Here is a 26,029-nt window from a genome sequence, read left to right as displayed (position 1 = left end):
CGAAACGACATGGTCGCGGCTTGAGGGAAAGGCCCAGCATCTGTGACTGATACCGCGTTGGACCTTACGGCCTGCGATCGGGAGCCCATACACATTCCCGGCGCGATCCAGCCGCACGGGCTGTTGCTCGTCGCCGATGCGGCGAGCCTGCGCGTCGTTGCGGGCGCGGGCGATATCGAAACGCGGCTGACCCCCGACTGGCTGGGCGCGGACCTCGCGACGCTGATCGGGCAGGACGTCGCCGCGCTGCTGGCGGAGCGGTCGGGGCGCGGCAGCATGATCGGCGCCGCGGTCGGCACGCTGGTCGCGGGTACCAGCGAGCAGTTCCACATGGTCCTGCATGCGAGCGAGGAATACGTCCTCGTCGAGCTCGAGCCCGCCACGACGGCGCCGTCGAGCGCCGCGACTGTGCTCGGCTGGCTTGATTCGATGGCGACCGCGTTCGAGCGGTCGGGCAGTTTCCAGGCGCTGTGCGAACAGGCGGCGGTCGCGTTCCGGACGCTGACCGGGTTCGACCGCGTCATGGTCTATCGCTTTCTCGACGATGAATCCGGACGCGTGATGGCCGAGGATCGCGACCCTGCGCTGCACAGTTTTCTCAACCATCATTTTCCTGCGACCGACATCCCGAAACAGGCGCGCGCGCTGTATGTCCGTAACCGGACGCGCGCGATCCCGCATGCGGTCTATACACCCGCGATCCTGCGCCCTGCTGGGTTCGAGAGGCTCGACCTGAGCGACGTCGCGCTGCGCAGCGTGTCGCCGATCCATCTGCGCTACATGACCAACATGGGCGTCGCGGCGTCCGCGTCGATCTCGATCGTCAAGGACGGGCTGTTGTGGGGGATGATCGCCTGCCACAGCATGACGCCGCGGACGCTGGCGCCCGATGTTCGCGCGACCGCGAGCACGCTGGCGAGTAGCCTCGCCCGACAGATCCGCGCGAAGGAGGAGGCCGAGGGATACCGCGAACGCCTGCGGCTGCGGTCGGTGGAAGACGTCGTCGTGCTCAAGATGGCCACCGAGGGCAGCGCGCAGCGGACCGCGGCGGCGGTCGGCGACGACCTGCGCCGGATGCTGGCGAGCGACGGCTTCGCGCTCGTCCAGCACGGCGCGGTGCAGCGCGACGGCCAGTGTCCGGACGACAGAGACGTACTGGACCTGGTCGAGTGGATCCGCAGCCGCGGGACAGGCGACATCGTTGCAACGCATGCGCTGTCGACGCTCTACCCGCCTGCGGAACGCTATCGGTCAAAGGCGAGCGGGCTGCTTGCCATGCCGCTGATCGACGAGGGCGCGGTGCTGTTGTGGTTCCGCGCCGAGCGGATCACCGAGATCGAATGGGCAGGCAATCCGCATAAGGCGACGTCGGGCGATCCCGCCGAACAGCTGACGCCGCGCACGTCGTTCGCGTCATGGACCGAAGAGGTGCGTGGCGAATCGCGGCGCTGGTCGCTCGAGGAGATCGAGGCCGGCTATCGCCTGCGTCGGATGTTCCACGACAGCTATGCGAGCAACCGGATGCGCGCGCTCAACCGCGAATTGCAGCGGACGCTGGCCGAAAAGGACGTGCTGATCGAGCAGAAGGACGTCCTGATGAAGGAGGTCAATCACCGTGTGCAGAACAGCCTGCAGATGGTCTCCGCGTTTCTCGCACTGCAGGCCAAGGCGGCAGGCGACGCCAATGTCACCGCGCATCTTGCCGAGGCGCAGGCACGGCTGTCTGCGGTCGCGCTGGTGCACCGGCGGCTGTACCGCGACGATCAGGTCCAGTCGGTCGACCTAGCACGCTATCTCGAGGAACTGGCGGGCGACATGAAGGGGACGCTGGGGCAGGACTGGGGCGCGCAGATGCGGCTCGACCTGGCACCGGTGCTGATGCCGACCGACCGCGCGGTCAATGTCGGGCTGATCCTGACCGAGCTCGTCATCAACGCGAGCAAATATGCCTATGGCGGGCAGCCGGGGCCGATCCTGATCGCGCTAGAGCAATATCGCAACCAGATCCGGCTGATCGTCGCGGACAAGGGCGTTGGTCAGACCGGCACGCGCGTCGGGTTCGGCAGCCGGATGATGAACGCGGTGGTCGGGCGGCTGTCGGGATCGATCGCGCAGCATGACAACATGCCTGGGCTGCGCGTGATCATGACCGCCCCGATCGAGGATTGAGGCTCAGCGTGCGGCGGCGGCGCGGCGGTACAGGTCGAAGGTCGCACGCGCGCCGGTGATGGCCTGGTCGATCCACCTGTCTGTTCCAACAAGCGTCGCGGCGCGGTCGAGTGCACCGAGCAGCTCGCGCCATTCGCCCGACAGATGGCGCGCACCGAGATAGGCGGTCGGCAGCCCGTCGGGCACGGTACGCGCGAGCATGATGCCGCCGAGCCGTGATCCCTCCACGACATAGAGCGCGCCCCAGGCCGCCGCGTCGCCCGCGGGCAGCGCGAAGGGCAGCGGTGGCGGCATCGCCTCGTCCAGCGCCCCGAGGTCGGCGGCGAGGAGGGGCGTGCGGGGGCGGAAGTGCGGCAGGCCCGGGACGGCTGCCAGCGCGTCCTCCGCTGCGGGAAGTGCGCGCGCGTGCGCATGGAGGAAGGCGCGGTAGCTGTCGGGCGCGGCGAGGTCGAAGTCGCCATAGGCGGCGTCGACGCGGTCGTGATCGCCGCCGGTCGCGCTGCGCAGCGCGGCGACGATCGAGCGTGGCGGGTCGTTCAGCAGCATCGGCCACCGCCCTTGCCGCCGTAGCGCGCCTGTTCGCGGTCACGGAAGAACGCCGCGGGATCCATCGCCGCATGGCCGGGGTGATGCTCGGCCATATGGCGCAGATAGGCGGCGTAGGAGGGCTGGCCGACCATCATCAGCGCGGTCTCCCGCGCGCGTGCCAGCAGGTGGCGGATGCGCGGCGTCATTCCGCCGGGACCAGCATGGGCGGAACCTCGGTCACGGTCGGGCGATCGACCTTCAGCGCCGCGCGGCAGCTGCGGATGCCGAAGGCGAGGATCGACACGACGACGCCGAGGAACAGCGCGATCAGCGCCGCGTCGATCCGGTCGTTGAAGATGATCCGCTGCATCTCTGCCATCGTCTTGGCAGGCGCGAGGATCTCGCCGCGCGCCGCAGCGTCCGCGAACTTGGACGCATGCGCGAGGAAGCCGACCTTCGGATCGCTCGAGAACAGCTTCAGCAGCCCCGCGGTGATCGTGCATAGGCACAACCACGCGGCGGGCAGGATCGTCACCCAGGCATAACGCTGGCGCTTCATCCGGAACAGCACAACCGTGGCGAGGATCAGCGCGACCGCGGCGAGCATCTGGTTCGAGATGCCGAACAGCGGCCATAAGGTGTTCACCCCGCCGAGTGGATCGGTGACGCCTTGGTAGAGGAAGAAGCCCCAGGCGGTCACGCACAGCGCGGTCGCGACGATGCCCGGGCCGATCGCCGAGGCATTGCGGAACGACGGCACCGCGAGCCCGATCAGGTCCTGCAGCATGAAGCGGCCGGCGCGGGTGCCGGCATCAACCGCGGTCAGGATGAACAGCGCCTCGAACAGGATCGCGAAGTGGTACCAGAACGCCTTCATCGCCTGACCACCGATCAGGTTACTGAAAATCTCCGCCATCGCGACCGCCAGCGTCGGCGCACCGCCGGTGCGGCTGATGATGGTCGTCTCGCCGACGTCGCGCGCGGCCTGCGCCAGCGCTTCTGGCGTGATTGCAAAGCCCATATTGGTGACCGCGGCCGCCGCCGACGCTGCGTCCGTACCGAGCACCGCAGCGGGGCTGTTCATCGCGAAATAGATGCCGGGATCGAGGATCGTCGCGCCGACCAGCGCCATGATCGCGACAAAGCTTTCCATCAGCATCGCACCATAGCCGATAAAGGGCGCGTCACCCTCGCTGGCGATCAGCTTGGGGGTGGTGCCGCTGGCGATCAGCGCGTGGAAGCCAGAGACTGCACCACAGGCGATCGTGATGAAGAGGAACGGGAACAGCCCGCCCGACCAGACCGGACCGCTGCCGTCGATGAACTTGGTGAGCGCGGGCATGCGCAGCGGCGGTGCGACGACCGCGATACCGATCGCCAGCGCGACGATCGCGCCGATCTTCAGGAAGGTCGACAGGTAATCCCGCGGCGCGAGCAGCAGCCAGACCGGCAGCACCGACGCGACCGCGCCGTAGCCGACCATCAGGATGCACAGCTGGACCGGGGTCAGCGTGAAGACCGGGCCCCAGAAGGCGGACTCGGCGACCTGGCCGCCATAGACGATCGCGAGCAGCAGCCCGATGACGCCGAGGATCGAGACCTCGCCGATGCGGCCCGGACGGATCCAGCGCGTGTAGATCCCCATCGCGAAGGCGAGCGGGATCGTCGCGGCGACGGTGAACAGCCCCCAGGGACTGCCCGCGAGCGCGCGGACGACGATCAGCGCGAGCACCGCGAGGATGATGACCATGATCGCAAAGGCACCGATCAGCGCGATCGTGCCCGCGACCGCACCCATTTCCATGCGGATCAGTTCGCCGAGCGACCGCCCGTCGCGGCGCATCGAGATGAACAGGATCATGAAGTCCTGCACCGCGCCCGCCAGCACGACGCCGGCGAGGATCCAGAGCGTGCCGGGGAGATAGCCCATCTGCGCGGCGAGCACCGGCCCGACCAGCGGTCCGGCTCCGGCGATCGCGGCGAAATGGTGGCCGAACAGGACGTTGCGGTCGGTCGCGACATAATCGAGCCCGTCCGCGCGGCGGATTGCGGGGGTCGGCCGCGTCGCATCGAGCTGCATGACGTTGCGCGCGATATAGCGGGCGTAGAAGCGATAGGCGATCAGGTTGACCGAGACCGATGCGGCGACGATCCACAGCGCGTTGACATGCTCGCCGCGCTGGAACGCGACCACCGCGAGCGCGCACGCCCCGAGCAGGCTCATCGCGCCCCAGCCGATCTTTTCGCGTAACGTCATGCGGTTGCTCCCCCGTCCGGTCCTTCTACCAGCCATCGCGGATTTGGCAGGGGAGCGCTAGGGGGAGGCGCACCTCAGACCTGCGAGTGGTGGCCCTTCAACTCGTCGCCGACGATCCGCACGACATGCAGCACGTTGGTCGAGCCCGGCGTCCGGAACGGCACGCCCGCGAGCACGATCACGCGGTCGCCCGCCTTCGCCATGCCGTGGCGCAGCGCCATGCGCTTCGACTTGGCGACCATGTCCTCGAACGATTCGACGTCGCGGGTGTGGACCGCATGCGTGCCCCACAACAGGCCGAGACGGCGCGCGGTGTCCTGGCTCGGCGTCAGCACCAGCAGCGGCACCGAGGGCCGCTCGCGCGCGATCCGACGCGCGGTCGAGCCCGAGGTGGTGAAGCAGATGATCGCGACCGCGGACACCGTCGCGGCGATGTTCTTCGCCGCCTCGGCCAGCGCGTCGGCCGTCGTCGGATCGGGCTTCATCACGGTGAAGTGCATGCGGTCGCCGTGCTCCGGGTCCGCCTCGACCGACACGCCGATCGCGTCCATCATCGCGACCGATTCGACCGGCCATGCACCCGCGGCGCTTTCCGCCGAGAGCATGATCGCATCGGCACCGTCATAGACCGCGGTCGCGACGTCCGAGACCTCGGCGCGCGTCGGCGAGGGCGAGGTGATCATCGATTCGAGCATCTGAGTCGCGACCACGACCGGGCGGCCCATGCGACGCGACACCTCGACGATGCGCTTCTGCAGCGGCGGCACCGCCTGCGGGGGCATTTCAACGCCGAGATCGCCGCGCGCGACCATCACGCCGTCGCACGCCTCGACGATCTCCTCGAGCCGCTCGATCGCGGCGGGCTTCTCGATCTTTGCGAGCAGCGCGGCCTTGCCGCCGATCAGCTTGCGCGCCTCCCACAGATCCTCGGGACGCTGGACGAACGACAGCGCGATCCAGTCGACGCCCTGGTCGACCGCGAAGTCGAGATCGCTGCGGTCCTTCTCGGTCAGCGCGGCCATAGGCAGCACGACGTCGGGGACGTTCAGCCCCTTGTTGTTCGACAGCGCACCGCCGACCTCGACGCGCGTCGTGATCTCGCGCGGGCTGTGCGACACGACGCGCAGGACGAGCTTGCCGTCGTCGAGCAGCAGGCGCGCGCCCGGCTCGATCGCGGCGAAGATCTCATCATGCGGTAGCTCGACGCGGGTCGCATCGCCCGGCGTCGTGTCGCGGTCGAGCACGAAGGTCGAGCCGGTTTCGAGCACGGTGCGGCCGCCGTCGAACTTGCCGACGCGCAGCTTGGGACCCTGGAGATCGGCGAGGATCGTCGAGGGACGACGATATTGCTTCTCCAGCGCGCGAATCGCCTGGATCACCGCGATCTTCGACTGCTGGTCGCCGTGGCTCATGTTGATGCGGAACGCGTCGGCGCCGGTGCGGAACAGCGTCGCGATCATCTCGGGCGTGCTGCTGGCAGGGCCTAGCGTCGCGAGGATGCGGACTTTGCGCGAGCGGGGTGCGATGGCCATGGTCATGCGTTGCGTTTCCTGGGGGAGGTCTTTGCCGCCACGGGCCTTAAACCCTATCTCGGTGGGATCAACTACGGAGCATACGAATGAACCACGATAGCGACACGCTGGACACACTCGACGATGCCGTAGCGGCGCAGGCCTTTCGCCGGCTGATCCGCCACCTGCGCCACCGCGACGATGCGCAGAATATCGACCTGATGGGTCTGGCGGGATTCTGCCGCAACTGCCTGTCCGACTGGGTCGAGGAGGCCGGTGGTCTCGACAAGGATGCGGCGCGCGAGGCGGTGTACGGCATGCCCTATTCGCAGTGGAAGGCGCAGCATCAGGGCGACGCCACGCCCGAGCAGCTCGAGCGGATGAAGGCCAGCGTCGCCAAGAATGCGGTCGTCTGACCCGGGGTCGCTTGAGCCGCGAACGGTTACCGCCTAGACGCGGCGCCGCACTTGCAGCGGCGCGATTCATCGGCGGTCCTTGGGACCCCGGACGCCGCATGCGGGTCTGTGTTTCGAGCGAATGGGGACGAGTATCATGACGGACGAACGCCAACATGGCATGGGCGGCGGCGCGGTCGCAGCGGACGAACTGCGCCTGCTGATCGAGCGCGCCGAGCGTCTCGAAGAAGAGAAGAAGGGTATCGCGGACGACATCAAGGACGTGATGGCCGAGGCCAAGGGCCGTGGCTACGACCCCAAGGCGATCCGCAAGATCCTGTCGATCCGCAAGAAGAAGAAGGAAGAATATCAGGAGGAGGAGGCGATCCTCGAGGTGTACCTTCAGGCTCTGGGGATGATCTGACGATCGGTCTCTGCGCGGTGTCTTCCTCGCGATGCGTCATCGACGCCGGGGTGGACGCCGCGTCAACGTCGACGCGGTACCGGTGAGCCATGCCCGGATCGATCGCTGCGGCGTCATTTCTGTTTCTGGTGATCAACGCGGTCACGGTCGCCGCGTTCGCGCTGGACAAGCGCCGATCGCGCGGCGGCGCATGGCGCATCCCCGAATCCCGTTTGCTCTGGTTCGCAGCGTTCGGTGGCAGCCCCGGCGCCTTCTGGGCGCGCCGTCGTTTTCGCCACAAGACCCGCAAGCAGCCGTTCGTCGGCCGGCTGCAGATGATCGCGATCGTGCAGATTGGCGTGGTCGCCGGACTGATCTTCGCTTTCGCGTTCTAGTTAAGCCGCCTCTGCCGGCAGTGTCGTCCAGCCGAGTCCCGGGATCGTGATCGAGCGCTTGCCCGCCAGGTCGGTGCGGCAGACGATCAGGTTGCGGCTTTCGATATAGCCGATCAGGCGCTTCACGCGGCCGAGCGAGCTGGTGCCGTAGGTTGCGGCGATGCGCGCGTCTGAGGGGCAGGGTTCGCCCTCACGCGCGGCGCGCGCGACCAGCAGGAACGCGCCGAGCATGTCGTCGGGCAGCCCGCTCGCGACGTCGAGCGCGGCGGTCCACGCCTCGTCGGTCATGTCGAAGATCCCGGCGCGTGCGCAACTCAGCCGGCGGACGAAGCCCGGCAGATCGAGCGGGGGCTTGGCGAGGCCGCCCATCCGGCATCGCACCTGGAAATCCTGGAACAGCACCGAGGGCGGGCGCAGCGTCGATTCGGGATCCTCGACGATCGCGCGGAACACGTCGGCATAGACCGCCTCGACCTCGTCATCGGTCTTCTCGGGCGGCGGGGCAGCGGCGGTGCGCGGCTCGGGCGGGCGGGCGATACCGTCGAGCAGTTCTTCCGCCGGGACGCGCCGCGGCCGCGAATCGAAGAGCAGGCCGAGTTCGGGCGCGTCGACCACCGGCTCGGACAGCAGGTCCTGCAGGTCCATCGGCGCGGCACTCGGCAGCGGGGTGAGCTTGGGGCTGCCGCTGCGTGCCGAGGTCGCGACGTCGCCGATCTTCACGGTGATCGGCCGCCGCGAGACCGCGGGGCCGAGCGCCATGAACGTGCCGCGCTGGAGGTCGCGGATCGCCTCCGCCTGACGCCGCTCCATGCCGAGCAGATCAGCGGCGCGTGCCATGTCGATGTCGAGGAAGGTGCGGCCCATCAGGAAGTTCGAGGCCTCCGCCGCAACGTTCTTCGCGAGCTTCGCCAGACGCTGCGTCGCGATCACGCCGGCGAGACCACGCTTGCGGCCGCGACACATCAGGTTGGTCATCGCCGCGAGCGAGGCACGGCGGACCTCTTCGGACACCTCGCCGCCGGTGACGGGCGCGAACATCTGCGCCTCGTCGACGACCACGAGCACCGGATACCAATGCTCGCGCGGCGCATCGAACAGCGCAGAGAGGAACGACGCGGCACAGCGCATCTGCCCCTCGACCTCGAGTCCCTCGAGGCTGAGCACCGCGGACGTCCGGTGTTCGCGCAACCGCGTGGCGATGCGCGCGATCTCGCGTTCGCTATAATCGCCCGCCTCGATCACGACATGGCCATGCGGGCCCGCGAGCGTCACGAAATCGCCCTCGGGATCGATCACGATCTGCTGGACATGCCCCGCCGACCGTTCGAGCAGGCGGCGCAGCAGATGCGATTTTCCCGATCCCGAATTGCCCTGCACCAGCAGGCGCGTGGCGAGAAGTTCCTCCAGGTCGACGCCGACGGCCGTACCATTGCCGTCGGTGCCCATATTCACGCTAACCGTCATGCCGCGCGTTTGGCAGGTGCGGGCGCATCGGGGCAAGGAGTCTTTCGCGGGTCTCGTCGCAAGCGCGGTTTTGCGCGCTGGCTTAATCCGCAATCGCGGTTACGCCTTTCGCCATGGCTACATCCTCTCCGCTCGACGATCTCTCGCACCGCCTGCTCGGCAAGTCCCCCGGCGAGCTCAACGACGAGCAGCGCCGCGTGCTCGCGGGGATCGAGGCGGGGACCACGGTCAGTCGCGACGCCGCCGACCTGGCCGACGAACGCGCGACGTTCGGCGAGCGGCTCTCGGACCGGGTTGCGGCGGTCGGCGGGTCGTGGGGGTTCATCATCGCGTTCACTGCGGTGCTGCTCGGCTGGATGATCCTCAATTCGGACATCCTCACGCATTTCAACGCGGCGTTCGATCCCTATCCCTACATCTTCCTCAACCTGCTGCTGTCGACGGTCGCGGCGATCCAGGCGCCGATCATCATGATGAGCCAGAACCGGCAATCGGCGAAGGACCGGCTCGCCGCGAGCCTCGATTACGAGACCAATCTGCGCGCCGAGCTGGACATTTTGCGCGTGCATCACAAGATCGACCATCTGGTGCTCGCGCGGCTCGACGCGATTGAGGCGAAAATCGATGCTCTGGCGAAATCGGGTGCCGGAGCCTAAGAGCGGCGCATCAGCTATAGAGGCACAGATGGCAGGCCATTCCAAATATAAGAACATCATGCATCGCAAGGGTGCGCAGGACAAGAAGCGCTCGTCGGCGTTCAGCAAGCTCAGCCGGGAAATCACGGTTGCGGCCAAGATGGGCCTGCCCGATGTCGACATGAACCCGCGCCTGCGCGCGGCGGTGAACGCGGCCAAGGCGGCGTCGCTGCCCAAGGAGAACATCCAGCGCTCGATCGACAAGGCGAGCCGCGGCGATGCCGAGAATTACGAAGAGATCCGCTATGAGGGTTTCGGCCCGGGCGGCGTGTCGCTGATCATTGAGGCGTTGACCGACAACCGCAACCGTACCGCAACCAACGTGCGCGTCGCGGTCGGCAAGAATGGCGGTAACCTGGGTGCCGGCGGGTCGGTGAGCCATGCGTTCGACCGCGTCGGGCTCATTTCCTATCCGGCGAGCGCGGGCGATGCCGACACGGTGTTCGAGGCTGCACTCGAGGCGGGGGCCGAGGACGTGACGTCGAGCGAGGACGGGCACGAGGTCTGGACCGCGCAGGGCGATCTGCACGAAGTCGCCAAGGCGCTCGAGGCGAAGCTCGGCGAGGCCGAGGGCGCGAAGCTCGCCTGGCGGCCGCAGACCATGGTCGCGGTCGATGCGGACGATGCGGCGACGTTGTTCAAGCTGATCGACGCGCTCGACGATGACGACGACGTGCAGACGGTGTGGGGCAATTACGAGATCTCGGATGAGATCATGGAGACGCTGGGTTGATTCGTTGGGGCTGAGATGAAGAAGGTGTTTTCACGCGGAGACGCGGAGGCGCGGAGAGTTGCCCTGCGCGGGTTCGTTTTCCGCGTCAGCGGCCTATCGCCGATCGGCCAGCCCGACGGCGTGAAGGTCGCGCTGACGCGCGACGGTCGCAAAATGCGCACCCCCTCCGCGTCTCCGCGCCTCCGCGTGAACCCACCTTATTCCCTATGATTATTCTAGGACTCGACCCCGGCCTCGGCACCACGGGCTGGGGCGTCATCCGTGCGGACGGTAACCGGCTGAGCCATATCGCCAATGGCCAGATCAGGACCGATCCCTCGATGGCACTGCCGCGGCGGCTGACGGCGTTGTATTCGGCCTTGCTCGACGTGATCCGCGCCGAGCGGCCCGATGGCGCCGCGGTCGAAGAAGTGCTCGGCAACACCAATGCGCAGTCGACGCTGAAGCTGGGGCAGGCGCGCGGCGTGGTGCTGCTCGCGGCGGCGGGGGCGGGGCTGCATATCGGCGAATATCACCCCTCGACCGTCAAGAAAGGCGTCGTCGGCACCGGCGGCGCGGACAAGAAACAGATCCAGGCGATGATGGCGGTGTTGCTGCCCGGCGCGAAACTCGCCGGCCCCGATGCCGCCGACGCGCTGGCGGTGGCGATTACGCACGCGCATCATGTCGCGAGCGCGGCGGCGCTGTCGCGACGCACGGGAGTAGGCGCATGATCGTCCATCTGAAGGGCCGGCTCGATTCGACCGGGATCGACCATGCGGTGATCGATGTCGGCGGGGTCGGCTATCTGGTCGGCGCGTCGGCGCGCACGCTGTCGGCACTCGGGCCGATCGGCGAGGCCTGCACCGTCTTCACCGAACTGCTGGTGGGCGAGGATTTCCAGCGGCTCGTCGGATTTTCGAGTGCGGACGAGCGCGACTGGTTCCGGTTGCTGACCGCGGTGCAGGGCGTCGGCGCGCGGGTTGCGCTCGCGATCCTGTCCGCGCTCGAACCCGTCGACCTGTCGCGCGCGATCGCCAGCGGCGACAAGGCGATGGTCGCGCGCGCGAACGGCGTCGGGCCGAAGCTCGCCCAGCGCATCGTCATGGAATTGAAGGACAAGGTCGGCGGGATCGCGCTCGGGCTCGGGCCCGCGGTGGTCAATGCGGCGCCGGGCGCGTCGGCGGATGCGGTGTCGGCGATGCTCAACCTGGGGTTCCGGCCTGCCGAGGCGAGCGTCGCGGTGGCGGCGGCGGACGAGGAACTGGGGCCGGGCGCGACGCTCGACGCGCTCGTCCGGCTGGCGCTGCGCAAGGCGTCGAAGCCCTAGTCTCAGTCGGTCTTCGGCCGTTTCGCGGACCGGCGGGGCGCGGGGCCGGGGCCGAACGCGTCGAGCGCGTCGGCATTGGTGCGGCCCCAGTCGTAGAGCAGGTTGACCGGCTCGACGAACCGCCTGCCGAGCGGCGTCAGACTATATTCGACCGCGGGGGGCATCGTCGCGAGTACGTCGCGCAGGATCAGCCCGCTGCCTTCCATGTCGCGCAGCGTCTGCGTCAGCATCTTCTTCGAGATGCCGGGCAGGCTGCGGTGGAGGACGCCAGTACGCGCGCCGCCCTCGTGCCGCGCGTCGAGCGTGTGGAGGACCATACTCGTCCATTTGGTCGCGAACAGGTCGAGCACCCGGCGCGGTGCGCAATCCTCGCGCCAGTCGTCGGCCACGGGGGCGGGATCGTGATCGGGGGGCGTTGTCATGCTGGGTTCCTGAACGTCGCTGGGTCCCGGAAGGTGCCCGGGGCCCCGAATGGTGCCGTCTAGAACGCGTCGCGGGCGATGCCTAGCTACTGCGTTCAAGCGAAACGGAGAATGACGATGGCCCGGACGGCATTGGTGGTTGGCACGAGCGGTATTGTCGGCAGCGCGACGGCGGCGCTGCTGATCGAACAGGGATGGACGGTCCATGGCCTCGCGCGGCGTCCGTCCGACCAGCCCGGCGTGCACCCGGTCGCCGCCGACCTGACCGACGCTGCGGGCACCGCCGCCGCGCTGAAGGATCTGGCGCCCGACGCGGTGTTCGTCTCGACCTGGTCGCGCCAGGCGACCGAGGCGGAGAATATCCGCGTCAACGGCGCGATGGTCCGCAACCTGCTCGACGGCCTGCGTCCCGCCAAGTCGGTGCGGCATGTCGCGCTGGTGACGGGCCTGAAGCATTATCTCGGGCCGTTCGAGGCATATGGTAAGGGCGTGCTGCCGCAGACGCCGTTCCGCGAGGAGCAGGGACGGCTCGAGGTCGAGAATTTCTATTATGCGCAGGAGGACGAGGTGTTCGCCGCGGCCGAACGCGACGGCTTCAGCTGGAGCGTGCACCGTCCGCACACGGTGATCGGCAAGGCGGTCGGCAATGCGATGAACATGGGGACGACGCTGGCGGCCTATGCGACCCTGTGCCGCGAGACCGGGCGGCCGTTCCGCTTTCCGGGATCGGCGGCGCAGTGGAACGGGCTGACCGACATGACCGATGCGCGTCAGCTCGCGGCGCAGCTCGTCTGGGCGACGACGACGCCCGAGGCGGCGAACCAGGACTTCAACATCGTCAATGGCGACGTATTCCGCTGGAGCTGGATGTGGTCGCGGATCGCAGAATGGTTCGGGATCGAGGCGGCGCCGTTCGACGGCACGATCGTCCCGCTCGAGGAGCAGATGGCCGATGACGCGGTCGTGTGGCAGCGGATCGCCGAGCGCGAGGGGCTGGTCGAGGCCGATCTCACGCGCCTCGCATCGCCGTGGCACACCGATGCCGATCTTGGTCGGCCGATCGAGGTCGTCACCGACATGGGCAAGAGCCGGCGGATGGGCTTTACGCGCTATCAGCCGACCGACGACGCGTTCTTCGACCTGTTCGCGCAGCTCCGCGCGGACCGGCTGATCCCGTGAATCTGATAGACCGGTCGGGCGGGACGCGCGCGACGGGGTGACAGGGGCGGGCGTGAACGGGTAGGGAACGGGCTTGATGACCGATGCCGAACGCCTGCTCACGCCAGCCCGCCGCCCCGAGGACGTGGATGCGGCGCTGCGCCCCAAGAATCTCGACGAATTCGTCGGGCAGAAGGCCGCGCGCGAGAATCTGCGGATCTTCATCCAGGCGGCCAAGGCACGCGGCGATGCGCTCGACCATGTGCTGTTCTTCGGGCCGCCGGGGCTCGGCAAGACCACGCTTGCGCAGATCGTCGCGCGCGAGATGGGGGTGGGGTTCCGCGCCACCTCGGGCCCGGTGATCGCCAAGTCGGGCGACCTTGCCGCGCTGCTGACTAATCTCGAGGATGGCGACGTGCTGTTCATCGACGAGATCCACCGGCTGCAGCCCGCGGTCGAGGAGGTGCTGTATCCGGCGATGGAGGACCGCGCGCTCGACCTGATGATCGGCGAGGGGCCATCCGCGCGCAGTGTGCGGATCGACCTGCCGCGCTTTACTTTGGTCGGCGCGACGACGCGACAGGGCCTGCTGACGACGCCGCTGCGCGATCGCTTCGGCATCCCGGTGCGGCTGCAATTCTATACTGTCGATGAGCTCGAACGCGTGGTGACGCGTGCGGCCGGACTGCTCGGGCTCGCGATTTCGAAGGACGGGGCGATGGAGGTGGCGCGGCGCGCACGCGGCACGCCGCGGATCGCCGGGCGCCTGCTCCGCCGGGTTCGCGACTTTGCCGACGTCGCGGGCGCCGAGATCGTCGATGCGCGCACCGCCGACGCCGCGCTCAACCGGCTCGAGGTCGATGCGCTGGGGCTCGACGCGATGGACCGGCGCTATCTGATGATGATCGCCGACATTTATCGCGGCGGTCCGGTCGGGGTCGAGACGCTGGCAGCGGGCCTCAGCGAACCGCGCGACACCATCGAAGAGGTGATCGAGCCCTATCTGATCCAGCTCGGCCTCGTTGCACGGACCGCGCGCGGGCGGTGCATGAACGCGGGCGGCTGGAAGCATCTCGGACTCAACCCGCCGGTTGGGAGCCAGGACGGGCTGTTCGACGTTTGAGGCGGGGCATGCAGCAATGACGATCGACCGGGCTTGCGCAGAAGAATACTTTTGTTGCGTGGCACCCAAGCGCTTGATCTGGTAGCTCCTCCCCATGCCCGTTTCGGCCGCCGCCTCCGCCCGCGAGATCCTCACCAGCCTTCACGACGTGATGGCCGCGCGCACGACTGCGCAAGCCAAGCTCAATTCGGTCGTCGGCATCATCGCCGCGGCGATCGATAGCGAGGTCTGTTCGATCTACCTCCTGCGCGAAGGCGTGCTCGAGCTCTTCGCGACGCGCGGCCTTGCGCAGGAGGCGGTGCACGTCACCAAGCTGGCGCTGGGCGAGGGGCTGGTCGGCACGATCGCGCAGCAGGTCGAGGTGCTCAATCTCGACGAGGCGGCGAGCCATCCCGATTTCGCCTACAAGCCCGAGACCGGCGAGGAGCGCTATCACAGCTTTGCCGGGGTTCCGATCATCCGGCGCGAACGCGCGGTCGGCGTTCTTGCGGTGCAGCATGCCGAAACGCGCAAATATCAGGACGTCGAGATCGAGGCGCTGCAGACCGTCGCGATGGTGCTGAGCGAGCTGATCGCCAATGCCGGGCTGATCGACACTGCGGGCGGCGGGTCGGATCGCCCGCAATCGACCGCGGCCATGCGGATCCCGGGGCAGAAGCTGGTCGACGGGATGGGCGCGGGCTTTGCCGTGTTCCACCAGCCGCGCATCCATATCGAGCATACCGTCGCCGAGGACACCGATGCCGAGCGGCACCGGGTCTATGCCGCGTTCGACAAGATGCGCGAAGGCATCGAGCGGATGACGCGCGAGGCCGAGTTCGGCGTCGGCGGCGAGCATGAGGAGGTCCTCGAGACCTACAAGATGTTCGCCTATGACGAGGGCTGGGCACGGCGGATCAACGAGGCGATCGATTCCGGGCTGACCGCCGAGGCGGCGATCGAGCGCGTCCAGCAGCGCACCCGCCAGCGGATGCGGCAGATCGACGATCCGCTGCTCGCCGACCGGATGCACGATCTGGAGGATCTGGCGAACCGCCTGCTGCGGATCGTGTCGGGCCAGATGGGCACCGCCGCGCAGATGGGGCTTAGGCAGGACACGATCCTGATCGCGCGCAATTTGGGGCCAGCCGAGCTGCTCGAATATGACAAGCGCCGGTTGAAGGGCGTGATCCTCGAGGAGGGATCGCTGACCGCGCACGTGACGATCGTCGCGCGGGCAATGGGCGTGCCGGTGCTCGGCCGTGTTCGCGACGTCCGGCGGCTGATCGCCGAGGGCGACCTGCTGCTGCTCGACAGCGCCGACGCCAATGTCTTCGCGCGGCCCTCCGCGGCGATGGAGGAGGCGTTCGAGGCGCGGCTTGCGCTGCGGCAGAAGCGCAGGGCGGCGTTCGCGGCGTTGCGCGACGTGCCGCCGATCACGAAGGATGGCCACCGGCTGACGCTGATGGTCAATGCCGGGCTGCGCGACGATGCGGCCGCGCTCGACATCACCGGCGCGGACGGGATCGGCCTGTTCAGGACCGAATTCCAGTTTCTCGTATCCGCGACGCTGCCGCAGCGCGAGCGCCAGCAGCGGCTGTACCGCGAGGTGCTGGAGGTGGCGGGCGATCGGCCGGTGATCTTCCGGACCGTCGATATCGGTGGCGACAAGGCGCTGCCCTATCTCAACAAGGCCGCCGCGGATGAGGAAAATCCGGCGATGGGCTGGCGCGCGCTGCGGCTGGGGCTCGAACGCGACGGGCTGATGAAGGTGCAGGCGCGCGCGCTGCTGGAAGCGGCGGCGGGGCGGACGCTCAACGTCATGTTCCCGATGGTCAGCGAACCCTGGGAGTTCGACGAGGCCAAGGCGCTGTTCGAGGCGCAGCGGAGCTGGCTGGCGGGGCGCGGGCGCAAGCTGCCGACGACGATCCGCTATGGCGCGATGCTCGAGGTGCCAGCGCTTGCCGAGATGCTCGACATCCTGCTGCCCAAGATCCAGTTCCTGTCGGTCGGTACCAACGACCTGACACAGTTCCTGTTTGCCGCCGACCGCGCCAATCCCAAGCTCGCCGAGCGCTATGACTGGCTGAGCCCGTCGATCCTGCGGTTCCTCGCCCGGCTTGTCGAGCCCGCGCGTGCCGCCGGTGTCGATCTCGGCGTGTGCGGCGAGATGGGCGGGCGGCCGCTCGAGGCGATGGCGCTGGCGGGGATCGGGATCGACCGGCTGTCGATCACCCCGGCGGCGGTCGGGCCGATCAAGGCGATGGCGCGCTCGCTCGATCTGGCGGCGATCACCGCGAAGATGACGGCCTTGCTCGCCGATCCACCGCGCGACATGCGTGCCGTGCTGACCGACTGGGCAACGGAAAACGGCGTCGAGCTCGCCTGACGCGCGGGTTTCGCTAGGGCCTTCGCGTTGACATGGGTTATTGGCTCTGGAACATGACCCGCCTTGATGGGCGCGCGCTACAGCCCATAATCGGAGACAAGAATGGACGACGTCGCAACCGGGCAGATCCCTCCGCCCGCCTCGCCCGAACGGGCCGGCGATATCCTGCGTGCAACGCGCGAGGCACAGGGGCTGACGATCGCCGATGTCGGGGGCCGGACGCGCGTGCCGCTGCGGCATCTCGAGGCGATCGAGGCGTCTGATTACGCGACTTTGCCGTCGTCGACCTATGCGGTCGGGTTCGCCAAGGCCTATGCGCGCGCGGTCGGCGCGGACGAGGTCCGGGTGGCCAATCTCGTGCGCGCCGAGCTTGGCAAGATCGTGCGCCGCACGCCCGAATACGAACCCTATGAAATGTCCGATCCGTCGCGGGTACCGTCGCGCGGCGTGGCGGTGATCGCGCTCGGCATCGCGCTGGCCGTGCTGATCCTGGTCGGCATCTGGTACGGGACCGACCTGTTCCGTGGCGGCGCGACCACGTCCGGGTCTGCGGCGGGATCGGTGGCGACGGTCGCCGAAGTGCCCAGCCCGACGCCGGCCTCCCCCGCAGCGACGCCCGCGGCGCCGGCGCTGGAGACCGGGCAGGTCACGCTTGCCGCGACCGACGAGGTGTGGATGCGCGTCTATGATGCCGACAACAAGACGCTGTATCTGGGGACGATGAAGGCCGGCGACCGGTTCGACGTGCCGCGCGACGCGAAGGATCCGATGATCAACGTCGGTCGCCCGGACAAGCTGACGGTCACGCTCAACGGCTCGAACGTGCCGCCGCTGGGAACCGGCGAACGCGCGATCAAGGACGTCCGCGTCGGCGCCCCGGCGATTGCCGCACGGCTGAACGGCGCGCCTGCCGCGAGCGGTGGCGATGCCGTCGCCGAGGGGGTACCGGGCAATGCATCGGGAACGCCTTAAGGCTGGCGACAGGAATGATGTTGCAGCTATATCGCTCGTCTTATCCAGTGCCCCGGGGGGTATAGCCCATGCATAAGTCCATCATCGTCGGCATTCTGCTTGCCGGTGCATCGCTGCCCGTCGCGGCATCCGCACAGTCGAACGTCGAAGGTCGTGTCGGCAAGCTCGAAAGCGAGATGCGCGCGGTCCAGCGCAAGGTGTTCCCGGGCGGGGCAGGGCAGCTGCTGCAGCCCGAGGTGACGGGTCCGCAGACGACCGCAGGCCCCGGTCCTGGCACGCCCGCCACCAGCGCGGTCGCCGATCTGGCGCAGCGCGTGACCTCGCTCGAACAGCAGATTGCGTCGATGACCGGGCAGGTCGAGCAGACCGAGTACAAGATCCGCCAGCTGCAGGAGCAGTTCGACGCGTATCGGCGTGCAACCGACGACCGGATGAAGCTGATCGAGGCCGCCCGGACGAACAGCGCGCCCGGTGCCGCCGGAACGGCCGTCGAGGGCACGGGGGGGCCGGACGAGGACGCCGGGCCGCCGGCGCGGCCATCGGGGGCCACCGCCGCCGCGCGGCCAGCAAACGCAGTCGAGAAGCCGTCGACCGGCAATCCGGCCGAGGACGAGTATCTCTACGGCTATCGGCTGTGGGCGGCCAAGAGCTATGCCGAGGCGCAGACGCAGCTGAAGAAGGTGGTCGCGACCTATCCGAAGGACCGGCGCGCGAGCTATGCACAGAATCTGCTCGGCCGCGCCTATCTCGACGAGGGCAAGCCGAGCCTCGCGTCGATGGCATTCTACGACAATTACAAGAAGATGCCCGATGGTGAGCGGGCGTCCGAAAGCCTCTATTATCTCGGCCAGTCGCTGACCAAGCTGAACAAGTCCGCCGATGCGTGCAAGGTGTATGACGAGCTCAACGACGTCTATGGCGCCAAGCTCTCACGCGACATGACCGCCAAGGTCGCTGCCGGACGAGCCACCGCCAAGTGCAAGTGAGCGCAGATCGCGGCGTGTGGTGGCCGGCAGGATGAGCGATCCTGTCCTCACCGAGGAGGCCCAGCGTTTTGCAGCGGAGGTTGCAAGGCTTGGCGCGGGGCTGACATCGCCCGTGCTCGCGGTGTCGGGCGGACCCGACAGCATGGCGATGCTGACGCTCGCGCAGGAATCGCTCGGGACTGGTTTCACCGTGGCCAGCGTCGACCATCGTCTGCGCCCCGAAGCCGCGGGCGAATCGGCGATGGTGGCGGCGCATTGCGCGACGTTCGGCATCCGCCACGCGACGCTGGCACCGACCGAGCCGATCACCGGGGCGAGCATTCAGGCGCAGGCGCGCACCGTCCGCTATGCGCTGCTCGCGGACCATGCGCGCGCGATCGGTGCGGGATGCGTGCTCACCGCGCACCATGCCGACGACCAGGCCGAGACGTTCCTGATGCGCGCCGCGCGCGGATCGGGACTGGCGGGGCTGGCGGGCGTGCGCGCCCGGACCGAGGTCGCGGGCATCCCCGTCATCCGGCCGCTGCTCGACTGGCGCCGGGCGGAGCTTCGCGCGATCGTCCGCCGCGCCGAGGTGCCGTTCTTCGACGATCCGTCGAACCACGACGATCGGCATGACCGCACGCGGTTTCGTCGGCTGCTCGGCGCGAACGAATGGCTAGGCACGCCCAATCTGGCGCGCGCGGCTGCGGCACTGGCGGAGGCGGATGCCGATGTCCGCGCGGCGGTCGAATGGCTCTGGGCCGACCGCGCGAAGGTCGCGGCGGGCGAGGTCCGGCTGACCGTCGGCGACGTGCCGCGCGAGTTGTTGCGTCGCATGGTCCGGCGCGCGATTGGCGTGGTGCGCGATGCGGTCACGGACGCCGCCCGCGACGGTGCCGGGCAGGACGCGGCCGCCACGATCGAGGGCGACTGGAGCGCGGCGGTCAATATCGAACGGCTGCTCGATGCGCTGATCGCGGGCAAGCGCGCGACTCAGGCGGGGGTGATCGCATCGCCCCGCGCGGGCGTCTGGCGCTTCCGCCCCGCGCCGCCGCGTCGCTCGGGGTAGATTCGTCCCGCGCGGACACATTGATTGCTGCCAAGTCGCGGCTTGTTCCATTGCCATTAACCTGCGCGCGCTTATCTTGTAGGTTCGAAAGGTATCCGGCACCCATGAACGACAATGACAATCGAGGGGACAACCGCGGCAACAAGCCACAGGGCCCCGAAAATGGCAGCCCGTGGATGAAGAGCCTGCTCATATGGGTCGGCATTCTCGTCGCGCTGGCGCTGTTCGTGACCATGTTCGATGGCCGCACCGCGACCTCGAGCGGCAACACGATCGCCTATTCGGCGTTCCTCGACAAGGTCGACGAGGGCACCGTCAAGGACGTGAACATCTCGCGCGACATCATCTCGGGTACGTTGTCGAGCGGCGAGAAGTTCAAGGCCTATCCGATCCAGGACGCGACGCTGGTTCCCAAGCTGCGCGAAAAGGGCGTGGCGATCAGCGCGAAGCCTGAGGAAGGGCCGTCGATGCTGGCGCTGCTCCTCTATCAGTCGCTGCCGTTCCTGCTGTTCCTCGGCATCGCGTTTTTCGTCCTGAAGCAGATGCAGAAGAATTCCGGCTCTGGCGCGATGGGCTTCGGCAAGAGCCGCGCGAAGATGCTGACGCAGAAGGAAGGCAAGGTCACCTTTGCCGACGTCGCGGGCATCGACGAGGCGCGTGAGGAACTGGAAGAGATCGTCGAGTTCCTGAAGGATCCGACCAAGTTCGCCCGCCTCGGCGGCAAGATCCCCAAGGGCGCATTGCTGGTCGGCTCGCCGGGTACCGGCAAGACGCTGCTCGCCCGCGCGATCGCTGGCGAGGCGGGTGTGCCGTTCTTCACGATCTCGGGTTCCGATTTCGTCGAGATGTTCGTCGGCGTCGGCGCGAGCCGCGTGCGCGACATGTTCGAGCAGGCCAAGAAGTCCGCGCCGTGCATCGTCTTCATCGACGAGATCGATGCGGTCGGTCGTCATCGTGGCGCCGGTCTCGGTAACGGCAATGACGAGCGCGAGCAGACGCTGAACCAGTTGTTGGTCGAGATGGACGGCTTCGAGGCGAACGAAGGCATCATCATCATCGCCGCGACCAACCGTCCCGATGTGCTCGATCCCGCACTGCTGCGTCCGGGCCGCTTCGATCGTCAGGTCGTCGTGCCCCGCCCGGATATCGAGGGCCGGATCAAGATCCTCGAAGTGCACATGAAGAAGGTGCCGCTGGCACCGGACGTCGATGCCCGCGTCATTGCGCGCGGTACGCCGGGCTTCTCGGGCGCGGATCTCGCCAACCTCGTCAACGAGGCGGCGCTGCATGCGGCGCGCAAGGGCAAGCGCCTGGTGGCGATGGCCGAGTTCGAGGAGGCCAAGGACAAGGTCATGATGGGCGCTGAGCGTCGCTCCATGGTCATGACCGACGACGAGAAGCGGATGACCGCCTATCACGAGGCCGGCCATGCCGTCGTCGCGATGCACGAGGCCGCGTCGGATCCGATCCACAAGGCGACGATCATTCCGCGCGGTCGTGCGCTGGGCATGGTCATGCGTCTGCCCGAGCGTGACAGCTACAGCTATCACCGCGACAAGATGTATGCGAACCTTGCGGTATCGATGGGCGGCCGCGTCGCCGAGGAAGTCATCTTCGGCTACGACAAGGTCTCGTCGGGCGCGAGCGGCGACATCCAGTACGCCACGGGTTTGGCGCGCGACATGGTCACGCGCTGGGGCATGTCGGACAAGGTCGGGCCGCTCGAATATGGCGAGCCCGAGGGTGAATCGTTCCTCGGTTACTCGTCGAGCCGTCCGTCGCGCATGTCGAACCAGACCGCGCAGCTGATCGACGACGAGATCAAGCGGATCGTCGAAGGCGGTCTCGACCGCGCCAAGCAGGTGCTGAGCGATCATGTCGACCAGCTCCACACGGTTGCGGGCGCGCTGCTCGAATATGAGACGCTGACGGGTGACGAGATCAAGCAGCTGATCGCGGGCGAAGATCTCGACCGGCCGGATCCGGGTGCGAAGGCTAGCCTCGTACCAAAGGCGGGGACGTCGATCCCCAAGACCCGGCGACCCAATGGGCCGTTCGGAACGCCGACCCCGCTAGGCGCCTGATCCGGTTCAGCGGCTAGTCAGCTAAATGCCTCCATGGGCGGTCTTTTCTTCGGAAAGGCCGCCCATGTCGTATGTGCTTCCCAAGGCCGTGATCGCGGCGATACTCGTGGGTGGGATGGCGGTGCCCGCGTCCGCGGCGATGACCGTGGGGACGTTTCTCGCCCGCGCCAATGCGCTCCGCGACCAGGGGCCAATGGCATTGATGTCGCCCGACTTCCCGGCACTGAAGGCGGAGGCGAAGGCCGCGACGACGCAGTTGAAGGCCGAGGGGGCGGCACGTGCGGCGGCAGGCAAGCCGCCGATCGCCTGCGTCCCCGAGGGCGAGTCGGTGGGAATCATGGACATGCTCGACGGCCTGTCGGATTTGCCGGCGAGTTATCAGAAGCGGCCGTTGAAGGACGGCTATGCGCGCGTGCTGGCAAACTTATACCCGTGTCGGTGAGCGAGTGAGCCGGACGCGGGGAGGGGCTCATCGAGGCGAAGCCGAGCAACCGCTGGCGGCCAGGTCTACTCCGTCAGACCGCGCAGCAGGATCAGCACGACGAACGCGATCAGCACGGTGAACGCGAAGGTGAGCAGCGCGATGGTACGCCAGCCCGCAGAAACCTTGCCGAGCGTATAGGCGCCGCGAAGCTGCGCGAACATGTGGGCCGGCGGGACGAGCAACGCCGCCATGACGATCCACCCGCTTGCCAGCCCCGCCATGCCGCCGAGCATCAGCGCGATCACCAGCAGCATCATGAACGCCAGCGAATAGGTCACGAAGATCGCGTGGTCGTAGAGATGGTGCTTGCGGCGCCACAGGAACAGCAGCGCCATGAACGGCACCGACAGCGGGATCAGCCCCCAGCTATATTTATACGCGCTCGACTGGAGCTTGTAGATCATCAGCCCGGGATTCGCGTTCGCCTTGGCGATGCCGCGGTCGAGCAGTGGCCAGCCGGTCTTCTTCACGTCGGTGAAGGTGAAGTCGTCCGTGTCGCGTCTGGCCGTGCCGCTTGCGCTCGTCAGCGCGCGGATGCTGCCGCGCAGGACGAGTGCCTGCGTATCGAGATCGGCGGTCGACTGACCTGTGCGCACCGCGATCGCGCGGTCCCGCTCGATGCGGGCAAGGTCGCCACGGGCCTCGTCCAGCCCGCGTGCGAGTTCGGCGCGGTCGCGCGTCGTGGGGGCGGCGATCTGCTCGGTTATCTCGCCACCGACCACACCGATCGTCGCGAACATCAGGAAGACGGTGAACAGGAACAGCGCGAGCGGCGAGACGAACCGCGCGCGCTCGCCGTTGACGTAGCGCCGGGTGAGTGTGCCGGGATGCAGGACGAGCAGCGGCAGCGTGCGCCAGATCTTGCCCTCGAAATGGAACACGCCATGCGCAATCTCATGCCCGATCGCGCCGAGCGACCGGTGGACATGCGCGGCCTGACCACAGGCATGGCAGTGCGCGCCGATCAGCGCGGTGCCGCAATTGAGACAGAGCGCGCCCGTTGCATGCGTCCTGCCGATTGCGGTCGATTCGCCAGCACATGGTTCGAACGCGCGTCCGACCAATGCCCCCGTGGCGATGTCCGCCGTTGCCCCCATGTCCCCGTTCATAACGCAAGCGTAACGCAGCCCGGGCGTTGGCGCGAGTCGGTTTGGCGTGATAGTCGGATGGCATGACCGACCTTCCCGACGCCGAGACGCACCCTGAAACCCTGATCGCCGACATGGGCGCGCGCGCGCGTGTCGCATCAGGCGTTCTCGCGGCGCTGCCGACTCCGCGCAAGGCCGCAGGCCTGGTGTCTGCGGCGGCGGCACTACGCGACGCGGCGGCGACGATCGAGGCGGCGAACCGCGAGGATATGGCGCGCGCGGCCGCCGCGGGGTTGTCGGGGGCGCTGCTCGATCGGTTGCGGCTCGATCCCGGGCGGATCGCGGCGATGGCGGACGGCGTCGCCGCGGTCGCCGCGCTGGCCGATCCGGTCGGCCAGATCATGGATTCGCGCGCGCGTCCCAATGGCCTCGTCCTCAGCCGGGTCCGCGTACCGATCGGCGTGATCGGGATCATCTATGAAAGCCGGCCCAACGTGACCGCTGACGCTGCCGCGTTGTGCGTGATGGCAGGCAATGCCGCGATCCTGCGCGGCGGATCGGAAGCCGTCGCAAGCAATCGCGCGATTCACGCCGCGTTGATCGAGGGCCTCGCCGTGGGCGGGGTCCCCGCAGACGCGGTGCAGCTGGTCCCGACCACCGACCGCGCGGCGGTGGGGGCGATGCTCACGGCGGACGGCGCGATCGACCTGATCATCCCGCGCGGCGGCAAGAGCCTGGTCGCGCGCGTCCAGGCCGAGGCGCGCGTGCCGGTGCTCGCGCATCTCGACGGGATCAATCATGTCTATGTCGATGCATCCGCCGATCCCGCGATGGCGGCGGCGGTGGTGGTCGATGCGAAGATGCGCCGGACCGGCATTTGCGGCGCGATGGAGACGCTGCTGATCGACCGCGGCTATGATGGCGCGGCGTCGTTGATCCGCCATCTGGCCGATACAGGCTGTGTCGTGCGGGGCGATGCGGCTGCGATCGCGCTGGTGCCCGAAATCGCGGCGGCGGACGCGGCGGACTGGGATACCGAATATCTCGATGCAATCGCCTCGGTCGCGATCGTCGACGGGCTGGACGGCGCGGTCGCGCATATCGCGCGGCACGGGTCGCACCATACCGATGCGATCGTCGCGGCCGATGCGGACGTCGCCGAGCGGTTTCTCGCGCAGGTCGACAGCGCGATCGTGCTGTGGAACGCCTCGACCCAGTTTGCCGATGGCGGCGAATTCGGGCTGGGCGCGGAGATCGGCATCGCCACCGGGCGGCTCCACGCGCGCGGGCCCGTCGCACTGGAGGGGCTGACGACCTACAAGTGGATCGGGCGCGGCACGGGGCAGGTGCGCGGGTGAGGTGTCGGGCCGATCGGCGTCGCGCGTGACGCCATGACCCGCGTCGGTATTCTCGGCGGTTCGTTCAACCCGGCGCATCGGGGGCACCGCGCGATCACGCTGTCGGCGATCGAGGCGCTCGCGCTCGACGAGGCGTGGTGGCTCGTCTCGCCGGGCAATCCGCTCAAGGAGGCGGCGCGCGACATGGCGCCGCTGGCGGCGCGGCTCGCCTCGGCGCGACAAATGGCGCGGCGCGCCCCGATCCGCGCCACCGATATCGAGACCCGGCTCCACACCCGCTACACGCTCGACACGATCCGCAAGCTCAGGCGGCGTCATCCGAAGATCCGCTTCATCTGGCTGATGGGTGCGGACAATCTCGCCGACTTCCACCGGTGGAAGAACTGGCGCGCGATCGCCCGCGAGGTTCCGATTGCGGTAATCGCTCGGCCGGGATATGACGGGCGCGCCCTCGCGGCCCCCGCGATGGGTTGGCTGCGGCGCTTCCAACGGCGCACAGACCATGCGAAGAGCTGGACGACGTGGAGATTGCCGGCCCTTGTGCTGTTGCGCTTCCGACCCGACCCGACCTCCGCAACCGGCCTGCGCGCCGAAAATCCCGACTGGTTCCAGCATGTTGCCGGGCCGGTAACCTGACCCAGGAGCTGACTTGGCCACTTCCCCTACTGCCCCTCGCGCGACCGACCCCGAAGAGGTTGAGGCGCTGCATCGCCTGATCCTCGCGTCGCTCGACGACGACCAGGCGGTCGAGACCATCTCGATCCCGCTCGCGGGCAAGACGAGCATCGCCGATTACATGGTGATCGCCAGCGGCCGTTCGACCCGCCAGGTCGCCTCGATGGCACAGAAGCTGGCCGAGCGTATCAAGGCCGAGTTCAAGCGTCCGGTGAAGATCGAGGGGCTGCCGACCGCGGACTGGGTCCTGATCGACGCCACGGACATCATCGTCCACCTGTTCCGCCCCGAAGTCCGCAGCTTCTACAATCTCGAGCGGATGTGGGCGTTCGGCGATGCGCCGACGCCGCCGACTGCTCCGTTCGCCGACCTGTCCGACCAAGACTGATCCGGGTGCGCGG

26 protein-coding genes are annotated in these 26,029 nt (G+C 68.1%); 19 read left to right on the top strand and 7 right to left on the bottom strand.

Annotation, left to right across the window (positions count from 1 at the left end):
- Window positions 1-42: 42 nt before the first annotated feature.
- The gene (locus tag NEF64_RS17825) at window positions 43-2,169 is read left to right on the top strand and encodes a histidine kinase dimerization/phosphoacceptor domain -containing protein (RefSeq protein ID WP_252574368.1); all 2,127 of its coding nucleotides are present in this window, start codon (window positions 43-45) and stop codon (window positions 2,167-2,169) included.
- Between the two features lie 3 nt (window positions 2,170-2,172).
- Here NEF64_RS17825 and NEF64_RS17820 read toward each other — a convergent pair whose 3' ends face one another.
- From NEF64_RS17820 to pyk, 4 genes are all read right to left on the bottom strand, one after another.
- The gene (locus NEF64_RS17820; RefSeq protein ID WP_056408889.1) at window positions 2,173-2,715 is read right to left on the bottom strand and encodes a biliverdin-producing heme oxygenase; all 543 of its coding nucleotides are present in this window, start codon (window positions 2,713-2,715) and stop codon (window positions 2,173-2,175) included.
- Window positions 2,706-2,903 carry a YbdD/YjiX family protein gene (locus NEF64_RS17815; RefSeq protein WP_031395223.1) on the bottom strand — a complete coding sequence of 66 codons (198 nt, stop codon included), beginning with the start codon at window positions 2,901-2,903 and terminating at the stop codon, window positions 2,706-2,708. The genes NEF64_RS17820 and NEF64_RS17815 overlap by 10 nt, the downstream gene beginning before the upstream one ends.
- Window positions 2,900-4,954 carry a carbon starvation CstA family protein gene (locus tag NEF64_RS17810; protein ID WP_043157585.1) on the bottom strand — a complete coding sequence of 685 codons (2,055 nt, stop codon included), beginning with the start codon at window positions 4,952-4,954 and terminating at the stop codon, window positions 2,900-2,902. The genes NEF64_RS17815 and NEF64_RS17810 overlap by 4 nt, the downstream gene beginning before the upstream one ends.
- 74 nt (window positions 4,955-5,028) lie before the next feature.
- Window positions 5,029-6,492, bottom strand: a complete 1,464-nt coding sequence (pyk, locus tag NEF64_RS17805; protein WP_056408891.1) for a pyruvate kinase — start codon at window positions 6,490-6,492, stop codon at window positions 5,029-5,031.
- Between the two features lie 80 nt (window positions 6,493-6,572).
- Here pyk and NEF64_RS17800 point away from each other — a divergent pair, with 80 nt between their 5' ends.
- From NEF64_RS17800 to NEF64_RS17790, 3 genes are all read left to right on the top strand, one after another.
- Window positions 6,573-6,881 (top strand): DUF1244 domain-containing protein, encoded by a 309-nt coding sequence (locus NEF64_RS17800; RefSeq protein WP_031440324.1) that lies wholly within the window; start codon window positions 6,573-6,575, stop codon window positions 6,879-6,881.
- Window positions 6,882-7,041: 160 nt separating this feature from the next.
- Window positions 7,042-7,284, top strand: coding sequence for a DUF2312 domain-containing protein (locus tag NEF64_RS17795; protein WP_197975315.1), 243 nt, complete (start codon window positions 7,042-7,044; stop codon window positions 7,282-7,284).
- A gap of 89 nt (window positions 7,285-7,373) precedes the next feature.
- The gene (locus NEF64_RS17790) at window positions 7,374-7,658 is read left to right on the top strand and encodes a DUF1294 domain-containing protein (RefSeq protein WP_056408893.1); all 285 of its coding nucleotides are present in this window, start codon (window positions 7,374-7,376) and stop codon (window positions 7,656-7,658) included.
- Here NEF64_RS17790 and NEF64_RS17785 read toward each other — a convergent pair whose 3' ends face one another.
- Window positions 7,659-9,122 (bottom strand): helicase HerA domain-containing protein, encoded by a 1,464-nt coding sequence (locus NEF64_RS17785; RefSeq protein WP_056408895.1) that lies wholly within the window; start codon window positions 9,120-9,122, stop codon window positions 7,659-7,661.
- Between the two features lie 113 nt (window positions 9,123-9,235).
- Between NEF64_RS17785 and NEF64_RS17780 the strand changes: the two genes are divergently transcribed.
- The 4 genes from NEF64_RS17780 (at window position 9,236) to ruvA (ending at window position 11,859) form a co-directional block, all read left to right on the top strand.
- Entirely contained in the window at window positions 9,236-9,778 is a 543-nt protein-coding gene (locus NEF64_RS17780) for a DUF1003 domain-containing protein (RefSeq protein ID WP_056408897.1), read from the top strand.
- Window positions 9,779-9,806: 28 nt separating this feature from the next.
- A complete protein-coding gene (locus tag NEF64_RS17775; RefSeq protein WP_031395214.1) occupies window positions 9,807-10,550 on the top strand; it encodes a YebC/PmpR family DNA-binding transcriptional regulator in 744 nt (247 codons plus the stop codon).
- 206 nt (window positions 10,551-10,756) lie between these two features.
- Window positions 10,757-11,263, top strand: coding sequence for a crossover junction endodeoxyribonuclease RuvC (gene ruvC / locus NEF64_RS17770; protein WP_031395213.1), 507 nt, complete (start codon window positions 10,757-10,759; stop codon window positions 11,261-11,263).
- On the top strand, window positions 11,260-11,859 hold the full coding sequence (gene ruvA, locus NEF64_RS17765; RefSeq protein ID WP_031440320.1) for a Holliday junction branch migration protein RuvA: 600 nt from the start codon (window positions 11,260-11,262) through the stop codon (window positions 11,857-11,859). The genes ruvC and ruvA overlap by 4 nt, the downstream gene beginning before the upstream one ends.
- 2 nt (window positions 11,860-11,861) lie before the next feature.
- Here ruvA and NEF64_RS17760 read toward each other — a convergent pair whose 3' ends face one another.
- Entirely contained in the window at window positions 11,862-12,281 is a 420-nt protein-coding gene (locus NEF64_RS17760; protein WP_056408901.1) for a winged helix-turn-helix transcriptional regulator, read from the bottom strand.
- A 117-nt stretch (window positions 12,282-12,398) separates the two neighbouring features.
- Between NEF64_RS17760 and NEF64_RS17755 the strand changes: the two genes are divergently transcribed.
- The 8 genes from NEF64_RS17755 to NEF64_RS17720 all read left to right on the top strand — a co-directional run bounded on the left by NEF64_RS17755 (window position 12,399) and on the right by NEF64_RS17720 (window position 22,465).
- On the top strand, window positions 12,399-13,460 hold the full coding sequence (locus tag NEF64_RS17755; protein WP_056409239.1) for an SDR family oxidoreductase: 1,062 nt from the start codon (window positions 12,399-12,401) through the stop codon (window positions 13,458-13,460).
- Between the two features lie 76 nt (window positions 13,461-13,536).
- On the top strand, window positions 13,537-14,562 hold the full coding sequence (gene ruvB, locus NEF64_RS17750; RefSeq protein WP_031440317.1) for a Holliday junction branch migration DNA helicase RuvB: 1,026 nt from the start codon (window positions 13,537-13,539) through the stop codon (window positions 14,560-14,562).
- Window positions 14,563-14,656: 94 nt separating this feature from the next.
- Window positions 14,657-16,930: a phosphoenolpyruvate--protein phosphotransferase gene (gene ptsP / locus NEF64_RS17745; RefSeq protein WP_031396191.1), complete on the top strand. Its 2,274-nt coding sequence runs from the start codon at window positions 14,657-14,659 to the stop codon at window positions 16,928-16,930.
- 102 nt (window positions 16,931-17,032) lie between these two features.
- Entirely contained in the window at window positions 17,033-17,902 is an 870-nt protein-coding gene (locus NEF64_RS17740) for a helix-turn-helix domain-containing protein (RefSeq protein WP_252574366.1), read from the top strand.
- Between the two features lie 68 nt (window positions 17,903-17,970).
- Window positions 17,971-18,888 carry a tol-pal system YbgF family protein gene (locus tag NEF64_RS17735; RefSeq protein ID WP_031440315.1) on the top strand — a complete coding sequence of 306 codons (918 nt, stop codon included), beginning with the start codon at window positions 17,971-17,973 and terminating at the stop codon, window positions 18,886-18,888.
- A gap of 31 nt (window positions 18,889-18,919) precedes the next feature.
- Complete coding sequence (gene tilS / locus NEF64_RS17730; RefSeq protein WP_056408903.1) at window positions 18,920-19,939, top strand: tRNA lysidine(34) synthetase TilS; 1,020 nt, start codon at window positions 18,920-18,922, stop codon at window positions 19,937-19,939.
- A 104-nt stretch (window positions 19,940-20,043) separates the two neighbouring features.
- Window positions 20,044-22,023 carry an ATP-dependent zinc metalloprotease FtsH gene (ftsH, locus tag NEF64_RS17725; RefSeq protein WP_031396187.1) on the top strand — a complete coding sequence of 660 codons (1,980 nt, stop codon included), beginning with the start codon at window positions 20,044-20,046 and terminating at the stop codon, window positions 22,021-22,023.
- Between the two features lie 64 nt (window positions 22,024-22,087).
- Window positions 22,088-22,465 (top strand): hypothetical protein, encoded by a 378-nt coding sequence (locus NEF64_RS17720; RefSeq protein WP_234387258.1) that lies wholly within the window; start codon window positions 22,088-22,090, stop codon window positions 22,463-22,465.
- 65 nt (window positions 22,466-22,530) lie between these two features.
- Here the strand turns inward: NEF64_RS17720 and NEF64_RS17715 are convergent, their stop codons facing one another.
- Window positions 22,531-23,604: a DUF3667 domain-containing protein gene (locus NEF64_RS17715; RefSeq protein WP_234387259.1), complete on the bottom strand. Its 1,074-nt coding sequence runs from the start codon at window positions 23,602-23,604 to the stop codon at window positions 22,531-22,533.
- Window positions 23,605-23,678: 74 nt separating this feature from the next.
- Here NEF64_RS17715 and NEF64_RS17710 point away from each other — a divergent pair, with 74 nt between their 5' ends.
- The 3 genes from NEF64_RS17710 to rsfS are packed head-to-tail and all read left to right on the top strand — an operon-like array spanning window position 23,679 to window position 26,016.
- Window positions 23,679-24,953 carry a glutamate-5-semialdehyde dehydrogenase gene (locus tag NEF64_RS17710; protein WP_252574364.1) on the top strand — a complete coding sequence of 425 codons (1,275 nt, stop codon included), beginning with the start codon at window positions 23,679-23,681 and terminating at the stop codon, window positions 24,951-24,953.
- Between the two features lie 33 nt (window positions 24,954-24,986).
- Window positions 24,987-25,589: a nicotinate-nucleotide adenylyltransferase gene (locus tag NEF64_RS17705; protein WP_056408909.1), complete on the top strand. Its 603-nt coding sequence runs from the start codon at window positions 24,987-24,989 to the stop codon at window positions 25,587-25,589.
- Window positions 25,590-25,602: 13 nt separating this feature from the next.
- A complete protein-coding gene (gene rsfS / locus NEF64_RS17700) occupies window positions 25,603-26,016 on the top strand; it encodes a ribosome silencing factor (RefSeq protein WP_031395980.1) in 414 nt (137 codons plus the stop codon).
- Window positions 26,017-26,029 lie beyond the last annotated feature (13 nt).

This window comes from Sphingomonas aerolata (genome assembly GCF_023935825.1).
Classification (GTDB): domain Bacteria; phylum Pseudomonadota; class Alphaproteobacteria; order Sphingomonadales; family Sphingomonadaceae; genus Sphingomonas; species Sphingomonas aerolata.
This window is presented reverse-complemented; position numbering and strand designations above follow the sequence as displayed.

Excerpts from the sequence above, each read along its gene's own strand:
- NEF64_RS17760 (WP_056408901.1), bottom strand. The coding sequence starts at position 12,281 with ATGACAACGCCCCCCGATCACGATCCCGCCCCCGTGGCCGACGACTGG.
- NEF64_RS17775 (WP_031395214.1), top strand. The coding sequence starts at position 9,807 with ATGGCAGGCCATTCCAAATATAAGAACATCATGCATCGCAAGGGTGCG.
- NEF64_RS17800 (WP_031440324.1), top strand. The coding sequence starts at position 6,573 with ATGAACCACGATAGCGACACGCTGGACACACTCGACGATGCCGTAGCG.
- ftsH (WP_031396187.1), top strand. The coding sequence starts at position 20,044 with ATGAACGACAATGACAATCGAGGGGACAACCGCGGCAACAAGCCACAG.
- ruvC (WP_031395213.1), top strand. The coding sequence starts at position 10,757 with ATGATTATTCTAGGACTCGACCCCGGCCTCGGCACCACGGGCTGGGGC.
- NEF64_RS17785 (WP_056408895.1), bottom strand. The coding sequence starts at position 9,122 with ATGACGGTTAGCGTGAATATGGGCACCGACGGCAATGGTACGGCCGTC.
- NEF64_RS17790 (WP_056408893.1), top strand. The coding sequence starts at position 7,374 with ATGCCCGGATCGATCGCTGCGGCGTCATTTCTGTTTCTGGTGATCAAC.
- NEF64_RS17705 (WP_056408909.1), top strand. The coding sequence starts at position 24,987 with ATGACCCGCGTCGGTATTCTCGGCGGTTCGTTCAACCCGGCGCATCGG.
- NEF64_RS17780 (WP_056408897.1), top strand. The coding sequence starts at position 9,236 with ATGGCTACATCCTCTCCGCTCGACGATCTCTCGCACCGCCTGCTCGGC.
- NEF64_RS17735 (WP_031440315.1), top strand. The coding sequence starts at position 17,971 with ATGCATAAGTCCATCATCGTCGGCATTCTGCTTGCCGGTGCATCGCTG.
- NEF64_RS17740 (WP_252574366.1), top strand. The coding sequence starts at position 17,033 with ATGGACGACGTCGCAACCGGGCAGATCCCTCCGCCCGCCTCGCCCGAA.
- NEF64_RS17710 (WP_252574364.1), top strand. The coding sequence starts at position 23,679 with ATGACCGACCTTCCCGACGCCGAGACGCACCCTGAAACCCTGATCGCC.
- NEF64_RS17715 (WP_234387259.1), bottom strand. The coding sequence starts at position 23,604 with ATGGGGGCAACGGCGGACATCGCCACGGGGGCATTGGTCGGACGCGCG.
- NEF64_RS17755 (WP_056409239.1), top strand. The coding sequence starts at position 12,399 with ATGGCCCGGACGGCATTGGTGGTTGGCACGAGCGGTATTGTCGGCAGC.
- tilS (WP_056408903.1), top strand. The coding sequence starts at position 18,920 with ATGAGCGATCCTGTCCTCACCGAGGAGGCCCAGCGTTTTGCAGCGGAG.
- NEF64_RS17815 (WP_031395223.1), bottom strand. The coding sequence starts at position 2,903 with ATGACGCCGCGCATCCGCCACCTGCTGGCACGCGCGCGGGAGACCGCG.
- ruvB (WP_031440317.1), top strand. The coding sequence starts at position 13,537 with ATGACCGATGCCGAACGCCTGCTCACGCCAGCCCGCCGCCCCGAGGAC.
- NEF64_RS17810 (WP_043157585.1), bottom strand. The coding sequence starts at position 4,954 with ATGACGTTACGCGAAAAGATCGGCTGGGGCGCGATGAGCCTGCTCGGG.
- ruvA (WP_031440320.1), top strand. The coding sequence starts at position 11,260 with ATGATCGTCCATCTGAAGGGCCGGCTCGATTCGACCGGGATCGACCAT.
- NEF64_RS17795 (WP_197975315.1), top strand. The coding sequence starts at position 7,042 with ATGGGCGGCGGCGCGGTCGCAGCGGACGAACTGCGCCTGCTGATCGAG.
- NEF64_RS17720 (WP_234387258.1), top strand. The coding sequence starts at position 22,088 with ATGTCGTATGTGCTTCCCAAGGCCGTGATCGCGGCGATACTCGTGGGT.
- NEF64_RS17820 (WP_056408889.1), bottom strand. The coding sequence starts at position 2,715 with ATGCTGCTGAACGACCCGCCACGCTCGATCGTCGCCGCGCTGCGCAGC.
- ptsP (WP_031396191.1), top strand. The coding sequence starts at position 14,657 with ATGCCCGTTTCGGCCGCCGCCTCCGCCCGCGAGATCCTCACCAGCCTT.
- pyk (WP_056408891.1), bottom strand. The coding sequence starts at position 6,492 with ATGACCATGGCCATCGCACCCCGCTCGCGCAAAGTCCGCATCCTCGCG.